Here is a 13,556-nt window from a genome sequence, read left to right as displayed (position 1 = left end):
CAGAGGCCGGCGCTCTACAACGCGTCGGCTGCGGAAGGGAGTTACGCCATGGCCAAAGGTCAACAACAGGCCGCGTGGGAGTTCTTCGGTACGGAGCTGAAACGGCGCCGGGAGGACGCGGGCCTGACGCAGGCGGAGGTGGGGATGGCGGTGTTTGTATCCGGGGGATACATCGGCCAGTTCGAACAGGCGATCAGGAAGCCGCAGCTGGATGTGGCGATGCGGCTCGATGATTTACTACAAACCGGAGGTCTTTTCGAGCGGCTGTGGAGGAAGTTGATCGACAGCTCGCCGCATGCGAGTTACTTCACGGCAGCGGCGGAGCTGGAGGCGCTGGCAACCCACATCTCCGAGTGGGAGCCGGGCTTGGTGCCGGGCCTGATGCAGACCGCCGAGTACACCCGCGCACTGGTCCTCGCGGACAACCCCTTCGCACCGGAGGAGGAGGTCGAGTCCAAGGTAGCCCTGCGCATGGAACGGGCACAACTGCTCCAGGGCCCGTCCAACCCCGAGTACTGGGCGATCCTGCACGAGGGAGCACTGCATGTACCGATGGGCGGACCCGAGGCCATGGCCCGGCAGCTCGACCACCTCGCGGACCTCATGGGCAGCCGCAAGGCGGTGATACAGGTCATCCCCTTCAGCGCCGGGGCCTACCCGCTCATGGGCATGAATGTGCGGCTCATGGAGTTCGAGGACACACCGCCAACGGTCTATACAGAGGCGGTGTATTCGGGGAACCTGCTGGACGATCCGGCTGTGGTGAAGCGCGCACAGCGGGCATACGATCTGCTCAGGGCCGCCGCTCTGTCTCCGGAGGCGTCCCTCGCCCTGATCGAGTCGGTAGCAGAGGACCACAGACGATGCGCGAGTACGACCTGAGCACGGCTCAGTGGCGTAAGAGCAGCTTCAGCGACGCAAACAACGGCAACTGCGTCGAGGTCGGTTACGACTTCCCCGGCGCGGCCCCCTGGCGCAAGAGTACGTACAGCGACACCAACAACGGCGACTGCGTCGAGGTGCTCGACGACATCCCCGGAGTCGTCCCCGTCCGCGACAGCAAAACCCCGTCCGGCCCTGTCCTCGTCATCCCCGCCCCCGCCTGGCAGAGCTTCATCACCCACGTGCGGGCCTGACCACCACCACCCACACGGGCCCGACTCCGTCGAGTCGGGCCCGTCCCTTTCACGTACCGTCGATCCGCTCCTGGACCTCCGGCGGCAGGCTCTTCTCGGAGCCGGCGGAGGTGAACTCCTCGCGGAGGAGGCGGGCCAGGGTGATCAGTTGGGGGGTGGTGCGGTCCGTGCGCCAGATCAGGGCCAGTTGGGAGGACTCCTCCAGCCCTTCCACCGGGACGTACCGCACATCACCCCGGACCGCGCGGTCCGCCAGCGGGCGGCAGACCAGCATCGAGTGGGCACCGGAGGCGACCAGGGCCAGCCCCTCCTGGACCGTGGTGATGCCGGCGGTGGAGCGGATGGGGGTGCCCTCGGGGGTGGTGCGGGGGACGCGGGCGGTCATCCAGTAGTCGGGGGCGTCGCCGACCGGGTGGACGAGGTCCAGGGCGGCCAGGGTCTCGACGGGGACGCGGCCGGCCGCTGCCAGGGGATGGGAGGCGGCGACGGCCAGCAGGCGGTCCTGGGGCGGGAAGCGGTAGCCGGTGGTGAGGGCGGGCTCGTCGACGGGGAGTTCGACCACGGCCGCGTCGATACGGCCGTCCAGCACCCCCGAGAAGGGCGAGCCGAGCGGGATCTCGCTCAGCGCCATCGTGACCTCGTGGTCCGCGCGGAGCCGCCGGAACGCCTCGGTGATCTCCTCGTAGACGCTGCCGTGGAAGCCGATGCTCAGCCGGCTCAGGGTGCCGCTGCCCGCGCGCTCCCGGGCCCGGCCGATCACCGTGGACAGGGACTCGTACGCCGGGCGCACCTCGTCGACGAACTGCGCGCCGAAGCGGCTGAGCGCCACCCGCCGGCTGGTGCGGTCCACGAGACGCACCCCCACATGGCGCTCCAGGGCGGTGATGAGCTGGCTCACCCGGCTCTGGGAGAGGCCGAGGCGCTCGGCCGTCCGGCCGAAGTGCAGCTCGTCGGAGAGGACGAGCAGACACTCGATCTGCTGGATGTGCACCTGGTTCATCGCGGCCTTCCCGGCGCTGCGGATCGATTACCTCAGCTCATCGAACCGTGAGCGGATCGCCGTTGTTCCCGCCCCGGCCCGCTGGTTGTTTGGGGGCATGGTTTCGCACACGACCCCACCGAAGACCGGCACCGATCCGGCCCGCACCACACCGTGGCAGTGGGTGACGGTCGTGGTGCTGGCGCTCAGCACCTTTGTGATCGTCACCTCCGAGATGCTGCCGGTGGGGGTGCTGACCCCGATGGCCGACGGCCTCGGCACATCGACCGGCGCCGCCGGGTCCAGCCTGACCATCACCGGTCTGGCGACCGCCGTCACCGCCCCGGCGGTGCCGCGGCTGCTGGGGGCGTTCGACCGGCGGGCGGTGCTCGCCGTGGCGATGGTGGTGGTGGCCGCGGGCAACGCGCTGACGGTCCTGGCGGACGGCTTCGCCCTGCTGGTGGTCGCGCGGATCGTGCTGGGGGCCGGGATGGGGGCGGTGTGGGGGCTGGCGTCCGCTGTCGCGGGGCGGCTCGTGGCGCCGCGCGGGGCGGCGCTGGCGGTCTCGGCCGTTGTGAGCGGGGTGGCGGCGGCCTCGGTCGTCGGGGTGCCGCTGGGCACCCTGGTCAGCAACGCCTTCGGGTGGCGCGCCGGGTTCACCGCCCTCTCCGCCGCCGCGCTGCTCCTCGCCGCCGCGCTGGCGCTGGCGCTCCCCCCGCTCCCCCGGCCGGCCGCCCCGGCGGACGGCCCGGACGCCGGGGCCGCCCGGGAGCCGCTGTCGCGGATCGCGCCGGTGACCACCGGCCTGGTGCTGATCCTCCTCCTGGTGACGGCGCACTTCGCCGCGTACACCTATGTGCGGCCGATGCTGGAGGAGCGCACCGGGCTGGCCCCGGGGCCGATCGCCCTGGTCCTGCTGGTCTACGGCGTCTTCGGACTGATCGGCAACTTCGCCACCGGCGCCCTGGCGGCCCGCCGCGCCCGGTCCACGGTGCTGGGCCTGGCGGCGGGCATCACGGCGGCCGTCGCCCTGCTCGCGCTCTTCAGCCCGCTGACCGTGCCCACCGTCGTCTCCATGGCCCTGTGGGGTCTGGCGTACGGCGGGATGTCGGTGGGCGGCCAGCTCTGGATGTCCCAGTCGGCGCCGCACCGGATCGAGCAGGTGACCGGGGTGTACGTGGGGGTCTTCACCGGCTCCATCGCCCTGGGGGCGTTCCTCGGCGGGGCCGTCGTGGAGACGGGCGGGATCACCGTGCTGCTCTGGGGCGCCGCCGGGCTCGCGGCCGTGGCCCTCGCCGTGGGACTGGCCGGCCAGGGGCCCCGGCCCCGGCACTCGTCCCCGTAGCGGGACCGCCGGAGGCGTGCACCGGACCCAGGAGTCGTCCGTCTCGATGCTGATGCGGCGCCGTGACGCCCGGGTGGATGTCACCTGCGACCCGGAGGAACCGACCCGGGTGCGCGGCGGACGGGCCGTGGGACACCTGGCGGCGGGGGTCGTCCTCGGGCTCCTGGGGCTGGGCGGGGTACTGCCGTCGGTGGCCGTGTTCGTGAGCGTCACGGTCGGGGCGCTGCTGCCCGGCTGAGGGGCCCGGCCCCCGCCGGAGGGCGATGCCCGCTGCCCGCCAACACCCGCCTCACACCCCGCAGTTGCGTTGCCCTTGTCACACCCTCCCCGCTCAACCTCTGCGCGCGTCACACCGTCCCCCCGTGCGTAGACGGACTGGACGAGGAGGACAGCGCATGCGCAGAACGCTCACGGGGATGGTGTCCCTGGCCGTGCTGATGGGCACGGTGACGGCGGCCGGGGCCACCGCCGCCGAGATACCGGAGCGGGCGGCGGGGCAGGAGAGCCGGGCGGCGGATCTCAGGGACCGGCTGCTGGCGATCCCGGGGATGACCGTCATCAGCGAGGAACAGGTGGGGAAGCACCGGTACTTCGAGCTGGGCTACGAGCAGCCCGTCGACCACCGGAACCCCTCCAAGGGCACCTTCCAGCAGCGCCTCACCCTGCTGCACAAGGACGTGAACCGGCCCACCGTCTTCCACACCTCGGGCTACTTCCTGTGGGGCAGCCCGGAGCGGTCCGAGCCGGCGCGGATCATCGACGGCAACGAAGTGAACATGGAGCACCGCTTCTTCCCGCCGTCGCGGCCCTCGCCCGCCGACTGGTCGAAGCTGACGATCAAGCAGGCGGCGGACGACCAGCACCGGCTGTTCACCGCGCTCAAGTCGGTCTACACCAAGAAGTGGATCTCCACGGGCGCCTCCAAGGGCGGGATGACCGCGACCTACTACGAGCGCTTCCACCCGAACGACATGGACGGCGTGGTCGCCTATGTGGCGCCCAACGACGTCCACAACAAGCAGGACACGGCGTACGACCGCTTCTTCCGGAAGGTCGGCACCGAGAAGTGCCGCGGCCTTCTCGCGGGGATGCAGCGGGAGGGGCTGATCCGGCGGGCCGCGCTGGAGAAGCGGTACGAGAGGGAGGCGGCCGAGGCCGGGGAGACCTTCACCGCGTTCGGCGGCGGCGCCAAGCAGGCGTACGAGAGCGGGATCGTGGGCATGGACTGGGGGTTCTGGCAGTACGCCGGGATCGACCTGTGCGACTACATCCCCGCCAAGCCCGCGAAGCTGTCATCCGACCAGCTCTACGACGCGCTGAACGAGCTGGGCGGCATCGGCGGGGGCGACTCCTCCCTTCAGGACTTCGTGCCGTACTACTACCAGGCCGGGACCGAGCTGGGGTCGCCCTCGCTGAAGACCCCGCCGCATCTGCGGGGGCTGGTGCGCTACCCCGAGATGGGGCCGCGCGACTTCGTGCCCAAGAGCATTCCGATGACCTTCAAGCCGAAGGCGATGGCCGATGTGGACCGCTTCGTGCGGGACAGCGCGCGGCGGATGCTCTTCGTCAACGGCGAGTACGACCCGTGGGCGGCGGAGCCGTTCCGGCTGGGCCGGGGCGCGAAGGACAGCTATGTCATGACCGCGCCCAAGGCCAGTCATATGGCCGATATCAGCATGCTGGGGGCCAAGGACAGGGCGCTCGCCACCGCGAAGATCCAGGAGTGGGCCGGGGTGGCCACGGCGGCCGTGCGGAAGGAGCCGTCGCGGGCCGAACCCCTGGCGGCGTACAGCGCTCAGCTCGACCGGAAGGACACCCGGAAGGAGCGGTCACTGCGGCCGTGACCGGCTGAGAGGGGTGGGGGCGGGCACGGGCCGCGCCCCCACCCCGGGCCCGGAGAGCACCTGAAGAGCCCCGGGAGGTCTCGCGCGGATCAGGGCGAGGGGGTACGGGCCGCCGAGAGCAGCCGGTCGGTCTCGGCGGGCCGGAGCCGCAGGGCCGCCCCCACCGTCGCCAGGACCTCGCGCTCGGCGGGGCTGTAGGGCGCGTCCGCGAGGGCGATCCGGGCCCCCTGGAGCAGGATCGACTCCCGGCCCGCCGACGCCAGATGCGGCGCCAGCGGCTCCAGCGCCTCGTGCAGCTCGATCGCGAGGGCGGCGCCGTAGGGGCCGACATCGGCGACGAAGCGGCCGGTGTCGGCCGCGAGCGCCTCGATCAGCCCGGTGAGCTGGTCCTCGGTGCAGTCGTGCAGGCCGGCCGCGCGGACGGTGGCGACCGCCGTCTCCCGCACCTGGCGCGAGGAGGTGCCGCCGGAGGCGAGCACCGCGAGGGTGACCGTGTGCACGGCGTCCCGGAGCATCGCCGAGAAACGGGCGGTGGTGGGGTGGTCCAGCGCGTCCATGCCGAAGTGGCCGTGGCACGCGGCGCACTCGACCACCGGTCCGGCGTCCCCGCGCGGCAGCAGCGGAACACCGAGCAGGGTGAAACGGCGGCGGCCCGTGCGGCGGCGGTAGTTCCGGTCGCCTCCGCAGTCGGGGCAGAAGAACTCCCCGTCCCCTACCGTGTTCCACGAGGTATGAATGCCACAGACCAGCAGCTTTCGGCCAAACAATCCCCGGTCTGCGCGCACCGCGCACCTCCGTAACGCTCCGGCAACTTTCCCGCGTTGACGTGATGTTAGCCACACCGCAACCGTGCCGTCAGCACCCGGGCGGCAGTACGCCGACACATGGCCGATTCCCCGCCCTGCGATCCGCACACGAAACCCCGCGAACCGCCCGGCTCACGGGGCCGTGTCCACCAGGAAAGTCCGGGGAGGGACCCGCTCCCGCGCGATGGCCGGGGACAGCCGTGCCCCCGGCACATCCATCGGGGAATGTGCCGGGGGCACGGCGCAAACAGAACCCGGTTCAGCGACTGGCGCGGTTGACGGCGGAGACAACCGCCTTGAGCGACGCGCGGGTGGTGTTGGCGTCGATGCCGATGCCCCACAGGACCTTGCCGTCGATGGCGCACTCGATGTAGGAGGCGGCCTGGGCCGACGCGCCCTCACTCATGGTGTGCTCGGTGTAGTCCAGCAGCCGGGCGTCCACACCCACCGCGTTCAGCGCGGCGAAGAACGCGGAGATCGGTCCGTTGCCCGACCCGGACAGCACGGTCTCCGCCCCGTCCACCACCGCCTCGACGGTCAGGGTGTCGATGCCGTCGGTGTCGGTGGTCGACTGGCCCGAGCGGAGCTGGACCCGGCCCCACGGGTTGTCCGGGTTGGGCAGGTACTCGTCCTGGAAGACCGACCAGATCGCCGCCGGGGTGACCTCGCCGCCCTCGGTGTCGGTCTTGTGCTGGATGATCCGCGAGAACTCGATCTGCATCCGGCGCGGCAGGTCCAGCTTGTGGTCGTTCTTCAGGACGTAGGCGATTCCGCCCTTGCCGGACTGGGAGTTGACCCGGATGACCGCCTCGTAGGAGCGGCCCACGTCCTTGGGGTCGATCGGCAGGTAGGGGACGTTCCATTCGAGGTCGTCGACGGACTTCCCGGCCGCCGCCGCCTCGCTCTCCATCGCGTCGAAGCCCTTCTTGATGGCGTCCTGGTGGGAGCCGGAGAAGGCCGTGTAGACCAGATCGCCCGCGTAGGGATGGCGCGGGTGGACCTCCATCTGGTTGCAGTACTCACTGGTGCGGCGGATCTCGTCGATCTGCGAGAAGTCGATCTGCGGGTCCACGCCCTGGGAGAACAGGTTCATGCCCAGCGTCACCAGGTCGACATTGCCCGTGCGCTCGCCCTGCCCGAACAGGCACCCCTCGATCCGGTCCGCGCCCGCCATCAGCGCCAGCTCGGCCGCCGCCACCGCCGTGCCCCGGTCGTTGTGCGGGTGGACGGAGAGGCAGACGTACTCCCGGCGGGAGAGGTTCCGGCTCATCCACTCGAACCGGTCCGCGTGCGTGGAGGGCGTCGAGCGCTCCACGGTCGCCGGCAGATTCAGGATGATCTCCCGGCCCGCCTCCGGCTGCCATACGTCCATCACGCCCTCGCAGACCTCCAGGGCGAAGTCCAGCTCGGTGTCGGTGAAGATCTCGGGGCTGTACTGGTAGCCGAAGACCGTCTCCGGGCCGAGGATCTTCTCCGCGTACTCCACCACCAGCCGGGTGCCGTCCACGGCGATCTGCCGCACCTGCTCGCGCGACCCCCGGAAGACGACCCGGCGGAAGGTGGGCGCGGTGGCGTTGTACAGGTGCACGGTGGCGCGGTGGGCGCCGCGCAGCGACTCCACCGTCCGCTCGATCAGCTCCTCGCGCGCCTGGGTCAGCACCGAGATCGTCACGTCCTCGGGGATCGCGCCGTCCTCGATGATCGAGCGGACGAACGCGAAGTCCGTCTCGCCGGAGGAGGGGAAGCCGACCTCGATCTCCTTGTAGCCCATCCGGACCAGCAGATCGAACATCTCCCGCTTGCGGGCGGGGGACATCGGGTCGATCAGGGCCTGGTTGCCGTCCCGCAGATCCGTGGACAGCCAGCGCGGGGCGGCCGTGATCCGGTTCTCCGGCCAGGTGCGGTCCGGGATGTCGACGGCCTCGTACCCGCCGTACTTGTGCACCGGCATGCCGGACGGCTTCTGGGTGTGCGTCGCGTTGGTGATCGGCGTCGGGCGGCCGACGGAATTCTCGGACATCTGCGCAGGGCTCCTCGGGGGTCCAGAAGTGTGGACGGCCGACGATTTCGAAGCAGCACCAGATCCCGCGGGGAGGGAGTCGGCCTACGACTACAGGCCCTCGCCGCGGCAGCTAAGGAGAAGCAGCCCGAAACGCATGATGCGCGGAAGCGTAACCGAGAAATCGGGGATGCACCGCTCCGTATCAGTATGCGGGATGTCCGTGTTCCGGCTGTGCGGGATACTTCACTCCATTTCACTAATCATCGTCGCAACTAGTGACAGTGGAGTAACTCAGTGCCACATTGCCGGACATGGCAGACACGCACGCAGTTTCCCACCCACGCCACCCCGTCTTCTGCACGATCATCCCGCCGCACCTCCTGGACACCCTGGCCCGGAGCGCGGACGAGCTGCTCGCGGCGGTCGCGCAGCGCACTCTGGAGCTGGACGCCGCCAACCGCACCCGGCGCCGGATCACCACGGTCCGGGGGCTGACCGGCTCCGTGGTCTCCGCGCTCACCGGGGCCGCCCCCGAGGAGCCGGACCGCACCATCCACGACTGTGAGCACCGCACCCGGCTGCCCGGGAAGAAGGTCCGCGCCGAGGGCTCCCCGCCCGGACAGGACTCCACCGTCAACCGTGTGTACGCGGGCCTGGGCGCCACCTTCGAGCTGTTGCAGAAGAGCTACGGCCGCAGCTCGCTGGACGGCGAGGGGCTGCCGCTGATCGCGAGCGTCCACTACGACCAGAACTACTCCAACGCCTTCTGGGACGGCGAGCAGATGGTGTTCGGCGACGGGGACGGGGAGATCTTCCTCGACTTCTCCCTCCCGGTCGACGTCATCGCGCACGAGCTGGCCCACGGCCTCACCCAGTACACGGCGAAGCTGGAGTACTTCAGCCAGTCGGGCGCGCTCAACGAGTCCGTGTCCGATGTCATCGGCTCGCTGGTCAAGCAGTCGACGCTGGGCCAGACCGCCGACGAGGCCGACTGGCTGATCGGCGCCGGGCTGCTGGCCCCGCGCGTCCAGGGGGTGGCGCTGCGGAGCATGAAGGCGCCCGGGACGGCGTACGACGACGATGTGCTCGGCAAGGACCCGCAGCCCGCGACGATGGACGACTATGTCCGCACCGGGCAGGACAACGGCGGCGTCCACATCAACTCCGGCATCCCCAACCACGCCTTCTATCTGCTGGCGACCGAGCTGGGCGGGAAGTCGTGGGAGCGCGCCGGGCAGATCTGGTTCGACACCCTGACCGGGGGCGAGCTGTCGCCGGACGCCCGGTTCGCCGAGTTCGCGCGGCTCACCGTGGAGGCGGCACGGGCCCGTTACGGCGAGGGCGAGGAGCACCAGGCGGTGCTGAAGGCGTGGTCGACGGTGAAGGTGCCGACCGACTGAGAGCCCCGGCTGAGAGCCCTGACCGACCGCCCCCGGGTGACCGCCCCGAGGCGCCGGTGACCGGCACCCGGGGCGACCGGCGCCGGGGCGTCGGTCCGGCCGTGGCCGTGCTACCGCGCCGGACCGATCCGTACTAGAACGGAACGCATGCGCATCCAGGTACGACGTACGGGCGGCTTCGCCGGGATCGAGCGGTTCGCCGAGGTGGACACCGCGGACCGCGACGACCCCGGCAGCTGGGTCGCCCTCGCCGGGCAGGCCCTGACCGAGGGCCGTGACACGCCCCCGGTGGGCGTGCCCGACGGATTCAGCTACCAGATCACGGTCGACGGGCGGACGGTCTACTGCGCCGACCCCCGGCTGACACCGGAGCAGCGCGAGCTGATCTCCCGGGTGCTGAAGGAGGGGTCATGACCGATCCCGGCTGGTGAGACCGGCGCCGGCGGCGGGGCCCGGCGCCCGGCCCGGTATCCGTACCGCTCAGAAGCCGAGCCTGCGGAGCTGCTTCGGGTCCCGCTGCCAGTCCTTCGCGACCTTGACGTGCAGATCCAGATAGACCGGGGTGCCGAGCAGCGCCTCGATGTGCTTGCGGGACTTGGTCCCGACCTCCTTCAGGCGCTTGCCCTGGGGGCCGATGATGATGCCCTTCTGGCTGGGGCGCTCGATGTACACATACGCGTGGATGTCCAGCAGCGGCCTGTCCGCCGGGCGGTCCTCGCGCGGGATCATCTCCTCGACGACGACCGCGATCGAGTGCGGCAGCTCGTCCCGGACGCCCTCCAGGGCGGCCTCGCGGATCAGCTCGGCGACCATGACCTGCTCCGGCTCGTCCGTGAGGTCGCCCTCCGGGTAGAGCGCGGGGCCCTCGGGGAGCAGCGGCACCAGCAGATCGGCCACGAGCCGCACCTGCTTGTCGCCGACGACCGAGACCGGGATGATCTGGGCCCACTCGATGCCCAGCTCCCGGCCGAGCTGGTCGATGGCGATGAGCTGCTCGGCGAGGGTCTTGGAGTCCACCAGGTCGGTCTTGGTGACGATCGCGACCTTGGGGGTCTTGCGGACCTCGGCCAGCTCCTTGGCGATATAGCGGTCGCCGGGGCCGAGCTTCTGGTCGGCGGGCAGGCAGAAGCCGATGACATCGACCTCGGCCCAGGTGGCGCGGACCACGTCGTTGAGCCGCTCGCCGAGGAGGGTGCGCGGCTTGTGGAGCCCGGGGGTGTCGACCAGGATCAGCTGCGCCTCGGGGCGGTGGACGATGCCGCGCACGGTGTGCCGGGTCGTCTGCGGCCTGCTGGAGGTGATCGCCACCTTCTGCCCGACCAGAGCGTTCGTGAGCGTGGACTTGCCCGCGTTGGGACGGCCGACGAAGCAGGCGAAGCCCGCCCGGTGGGACGCGGGCTCGGAGGAGGGGGTACGAACACTCATGCCGCCCATTGTCGCTGATGCCGGACGCCCCCGTGGCCTCAGGCCCGGCCGGGTGCGCCGCCGGGCCCGGCGGGAGCCCGGGTGCCGGTCCCGGCGAAGGCCCGGCCCCGGTGCCGTATCCGCAGCCGGACCCCCGTACCGGCCGCGGCGGCGAGCAGGGCGGCGGCGAGCAGCCAGGGCAGGGCGAGGAAGGAGACCCCGGCGGACTCCCGCACCTCCCGCGCGGTCGCCGTCAGCTCGATCCGGCCCCAGTCGAGCTGGGGCGAGTCCGGCCACCGCTCGGTGAGCCGGATGCGCTGGCGGGGCAGCAGCTCGGAGGGGACCTTCGTGAGGTTCCGGCGGAGCAGCTCGCGGCCGAAGAGCCCCTCGGCCCTGAGGGCGACCCTGGGGTTGAGGGTGACATTGCCCCGGTTGTGCAGGGTGTACGAGATGAGGGCGCCGGCCTCGCGGGTGCCGGGGATCAGGGGCCGGTCCTGGGTGAGGGAGACGGACTCGACGGAGAGCGCGGGCACGGTCGGCCCGTTCACCCGGAGGTGGACCCGGGCGCCGACCGCCTGCCGGACGCCGACGGCGACCCCGCCGTCCGCGCCCCGGGTCCGGGCCACCCGCTCGTCGAGGGCGACCAGCGCGCCGGGGTGGTCGCCCGGTTCGGCGGACTCGGGGACGGTGAGGGTGTACGGGACGGTGACCGAGGAGCGGGCGGGCACGGTGACCGTGTCGCGGTGGGGTCTGGCCCAGGCGCCGACGCCGCGCTGCCGCTCGCCCGGGGAGCGCACGGCGAAGCCGCCGTCGCGCGCGGTGTTGTAGGCGTCGGCCGCGTAGAGCCGGAAGGTCAGCGGCGCGGTGGTGCTGTTGCCGACGGTGACCCTGTCGGTGATGGTCTGGCCCGGGTCGGCCACGAGGTGGAAGTACGGGCGGCTGCCCGGCTCCGCCGCCTGCGGGAAGACCGACCACTGCCCGTTGTCGGCGGCGCGGGCCGGGCCCGCGCCGAGGAGCGGTGCCAGGAGGAGGGCGGGGAGCAGGGCGTACAGCGCGGGCTTGGAGGGCATGGGTGCGGACCCCGGTCGTTCGGCGGGGCGGACCGGGCGGGACCCGGTCCGCCGGGCGGTCGGGTGAGGGCGGTCAGGTGAGGGTGAGCGTGAGCACGCCGGAGTACTCGCCGGGGGCGGTGAACGCCGGGACCTTCAGCGACATCCGGGCGTCGACGGTGAACTCGCCGCCGGTGCGGGTGCCGTTCGGCGCGGACGCGAGGGTCGCGCCCTCGCTGCCCACGGCGCCCTCGGAGCCGGCCGCGCAGGTGCTGGGGCTGCCCTCCTTGGTGGTGCAGGCGGGGACCCACCGGAGCTTTCCGGCGTCGATGGTGCCGGGGCCGGTGAAGTCGGTGACCTTGCCGGTCAGCGACCAGCCGGCGGCGCCGCCCCGGTAGTCCTTGACGGTGACCGTCCGGAGATCGCCGTCGGCCCCGCCGCCGGTGCCGTAGTCGACGGAGGAGAGGGCGACGCTCTCCCCGGCCTGGGACATGGAGAGGGTTCCGGCGGTGACGGACGCGGTGAGCTTCTGGCTGTTCCCGGGGACCGGGGTGTCGTCGGTGACGGTGTACGCCACCGGGCCCGCGCCCTTCGATGAGGACCAGGAGGCGCCCTCGTACGCCACGATCCCGGTGGTCGCCCGGTCGTTCACCTTCAGCCGGCCGGTGAAGCCCCCATCGGCGCCGGAGGTGAAGGTCAGCTTGTCGGCGGTCTGGGCGGCGCCGGCGCGGCCGGCCAGGGTGATGCCGGTGAGCGCGGTGAACCCGGTACCGGTGACGGTGACCCGGTCGCCGGGCCTGCCGGAGGAGGTGGCGAGGGTGATCGCCCGCTCGTTGGCCCCGGGCCCTCCGGTCGCGGTGACCGTCTCGGAGACGGGGGCGGGCGGGTTGCTCACGGTGCAGGGGGTGTCCAGCTCCATGATGTAGCTGGTGTGGATGTTGTAGTCGCCGGGCGAGAGGGTGATCGCGCCGGCGGCGGTGACCTTGAAGGTGCCGGTCATCGAGAACGACGGGAACTCGCCCTTGCCGGGGACGGGCGGGTTCTTCTTCGGCCCGGTGACGGAGAGCTTTCCGCTCTGGGCGCCGCCGATGGCCACTTCCCCGGTGGGGGTCATGATGTCGGCGGGCAGGGCCAGGTCGACGGGGTTGCCGGCGGCGGGCTTGGTCACCTGGTAGGTGACGGTGACGGTGTCGCCGACCTTCGGGGCGGACGTGTCGACGCTGATCCGGGCGGTGGTGGTGCCGTTGACCGGCGGGATGCCGGCGATCGGCGGCGGGACGCAGCGGGTGGCGAAGTCGACGGCCTTCGACGCGGTGGTCCGGTCGGTGGTCCGGTCGGTGGCCTGGGCGGTGGACTGGGCGGTGGACTGGGCGGTGGTCCGGTCGGTGGCCTGGGCGTTCGCGGGTGCGGTGAGGGCCGCCGTACCGGCGATGAGCGCGACCGCGCCGAGGGCCGCGGTCCAGCGCCGGGGCCCGCGCCGGCGGCGGGGAGATGGCCTTCGTACGGCTGGATTCCTGCTTGCCGATGCCATGAGGGTGCCCCCTTCGGAGGTGTGCTGGGGGCCATTGACGGGGGGTGGCGCGGAGAAGTC

At 71.8% G+C, this 13,556-nt stretch carries 13 protein-coding genes; 7 read left to right on the top strand and 6 right to left on the bottom strand.

Annotated features, from left to right (window positions below; genetic code table 11):
• Positions 1–48: 48 nt before the first annotated feature.
• Together ABT122_RS20410 and ABT122_RS20405 are read left to right on the top strand one after the other, a co-directional pair.
• Positions 49–882, top strand: coding sequence for a helix-turn-helix domain-containing protein (locus tag ABT122_RS20410; protein ID WP_351553872.1), 834 nt, complete (start codon positions 49–51; stop codon positions 880–882).
• Positions 864–1,136 carry a DUF397 domain-containing protein gene (locus ABT122_RS20405; RefSeq protein ID WP_351553869.1) on the top strand — a complete coding sequence of 91 codons (273 nt, stop codon included), beginning with the start codon at positions 864–866 and terminating at the stop codon, positions 1,134–1,136. The genes ABT122_RS20410 and ABT122_RS20405 overlap by 19 nt, the downstream gene beginning before the upstream one ends.
• Positions 1,137–1,185: 49 nt before the next feature.
• Here the strand turns inward: ABT122_RS20405 and ABT122_RS20400 are convergent, their stop codons facing one another.
• Positions 1,186–2,136 (bottom strand): LysR family transcriptional regulator, encoded by a 951-nt coding sequence (locus ABT122_RS20400; protein WP_351553866.1) that lies wholly within the window; start codon positions 2,134–2,136, stop codon positions 1,186–1,188.
• Here ABT122_RS20400 and ABT122_RS20395 point away from each other — a divergent pair.
• The 3 genes from ABT122_RS20395 (at position 2,120) to ABT122_RS20385 (ending at position 5,304) form a co-directional block, all read left to right on the top strand.
• Complete coding sequence (locus ABT122_RS20395; RefSeq protein WP_351553863.1) at positions 2,120–3,460, top strand: MFS transporter; 1,341 nt, start codon at positions 2,120–2,122, stop codon at positions 3,458–3,460. The genes ABT122_RS20400 and ABT122_RS20395 overlap by 17 nt on opposite strands.
• Before the next feature lie 16 nt (positions 3,461–3,476).
• Positions 3,477–3,698, top strand: coding sequence for a hypothetical protein (locus ABT122_RS20390; protein WP_351553860.1), 222 nt, complete (start codon positions 3,477–3,479; stop codon positions 3,696–3,698).
• Between the two features lie 157 nt (positions 3,699–3,855).
• A complete protein-coding gene (locus ABT122_RS20385; protein WP_351553857.1) occupies positions 3,856–5,304 on the top strand; it encodes a S28 family serine protease in 1,449 nt (482 codons plus the stop codon).
• Positions 5,305–5,393: 89 nt separating this feature from the next.
• Here the strand turns inward: ABT122_RS20385 and ABT122_RS20380 are convergent, their stop codons facing one another.
• Both ABT122_RS20380 and leuA read right to left on the bottom strand, forming a co-directional pair.
• Positions 5,394–6,089, bottom strand: a complete 696-nt coding sequence (locus ABT122_RS20380) for a TerB family tellurite resistance protein (RefSeq protein WP_351553854.1) — start codon at positions 6,087–6,089, stop codon at positions 5,394–5,396.
• Positions 6,090–6,369: 280 nt separating this feature from the next.
• Positions 6,370–8,130, bottom strand: coding sequence for a 2-isopropylmalate synthase (leuA, locus tag ABT122_RS20375; RefSeq protein WP_351553851.1), 1,761 nt, complete (start codon positions 8,128–8,130; stop codon positions 6,370–6,372).
• A 293-nt stretch (positions 8,131–8,423) separates the two neighbouring features.
• Between leuA and ABT122_RS20370 the strand changes: the two genes are divergently transcribed.
• Positions 8,424–9,512 carry a M4 family metallopeptidase gene (locus ABT122_RS20370; protein WP_351553848.1) on the top strand — a complete coding sequence of 363 codons (1,089 nt, stop codon included), beginning with the start codon at positions 8,424–8,426 and terminating at the stop codon, positions 9,510–9,512.
• Between the two features lie 147 nt (positions 9,513–9,659).
• Positions 9,660–9,926 (top strand): protealysin inhibitor emfourin, encoded by a 267-nt coding sequence (locus ABT122_RS20365; protein ID WP_351553845.1) that lies wholly within the window; start codon positions 9,660–9,662, stop codon positions 9,924–9,926.
• A gap of 66 nt (positions 9,927–9,992) precedes the next feature.
• On the opposite strand, the gene era is transcribed toward ABT122_RS20365, so the two are convergent.
• The 3 genes from era to ABT122_RS20350 form a co-directional block, all read right to left on the bottom strand.
• Positions 9,993–10,946, bottom strand: a complete 954-nt coding sequence (gene era, locus ABT122_RS20360; RefSeq protein ID WP_351553843.1) for a GTPase Era — start codon at positions 10,944–10,946, stop codon at positions 9,993–9,995.
• A gap of 29 nt (positions 10,947–10,975) precedes the next feature.
• Positions 10,976–11,986, bottom strand: a complete 1,011-nt coding sequence (locus tag ABT122_RS20355) for a WxL protein peptidoglycan domain-containing protein (RefSeq protein WP_351553841.1) — start codon at positions 11,984–11,986, stop codon at positions 10,976–10,978.
• Positions 11,987–12,059: 73 nt separating this feature from the next.
• Positions 12,060–13,496, bottom strand: a complete 1,437-nt coding sequence (locus tag ABT122_RS20350; RefSeq protein ID WP_351553839.1) for a beta-xylosidase — start codon at positions 13,494–13,496, stop codon at positions 12,060–12,062.
• Between the last annotated feature and the right edge of the window lie 60 nt (positions 13,497–13,556).

It is taken from the genome of Streptomyces sp. NPDC001985 (assembly GCF_040296845.1).
In the GTDB taxonomy this organism is placed as follows: Bacteria; Actinomycetota; Actinomycetes; order Streptomycetales; family Streptomycetaceae; genus Streptomyces.
This window is presented reverse-complemented; position numbering and strand designations above follow the sequence as displayed.

Excerpts from the sequence above, each read along its gene's own strand:
- ABT122_RS20410 (WP_351553872.1), top strand. The coding sequence starts at position 49 with ATGGCCAAAGGTCAACAACAGGCCGCGTGGGAGTTCTTCGGTACGGAG.
- ABT122_RS20405 (WP_351553869.1), top strand. The coding sequence starts at position 864 with ATGCGCGAGTACGACCTGAGCACGGCTCAGTGGCGTAAGAGCAGCTTC.
- ABT122_RS20395 (WP_351553863.1), top strand. The coding sequence starts at position 2,120 with ATGTGCACCTGGTTCATCGCGGCCTTCCCGGCGCTGCGGATCGATTAC.
- ABT122_RS20400 (WP_351553866.1), bottom strand. The coding sequence starts at position 2,136 with ATGAACCAGGTGCACATCCAGCAGATCGAGTGTCTGCTCGTCCTCTCC.
- ABT122_RS20385 (WP_351553857.1), top strand. The coding sequence starts at position 3,856 with ATGCGCAGAACGCTCACGGGGATGGTGTCCCTGGCCGTGCTGATGGGC.
- leuA (WP_351553851.1), bottom strand. The coding sequence starts at position 8,130 with ATGTCCGAGAATTCCGTCGGCCGCCCGACGCCGATCACCAACGCGACG.
- ABT122_RS20370 (WP_351553848.1), top strand. The coding sequence starts at position 8,424 with ATGGCAGACACGCACGCAGTTTCCCACCCACGCCACCCCGTCTTCTGC.
- ABT122_RS20365 (WP_351553845.1), top strand. The coding sequence starts at position 9,660 with ATGCGCATCCAGGTACGACGTACGGGCGGCTTCGCCGGGATCGAGCGG.
- era (WP_351553843.1), bottom strand. The coding sequence starts at position 10,946 with ATGGGCGGCATGAGTGTTCGTACCCCCTCCTCCGAGCCCGCGTCCCAC.
- ABT122_RS20355 (WP_351553841.1), bottom strand. The coding sequence starts at position 11,986 with ATGCCCTCCAAGCCCGCGCTGTACGCCCTGCTCCCCGCCCTCCTCCTG.
- ABT122_RS20350 (WP_351553839.1), bottom strand. The coding sequence starts at position 13,496 with ATGGCATCGGCAAGCAGGAATCCAGCCGTACGAAGGCCATCTCCCCGC.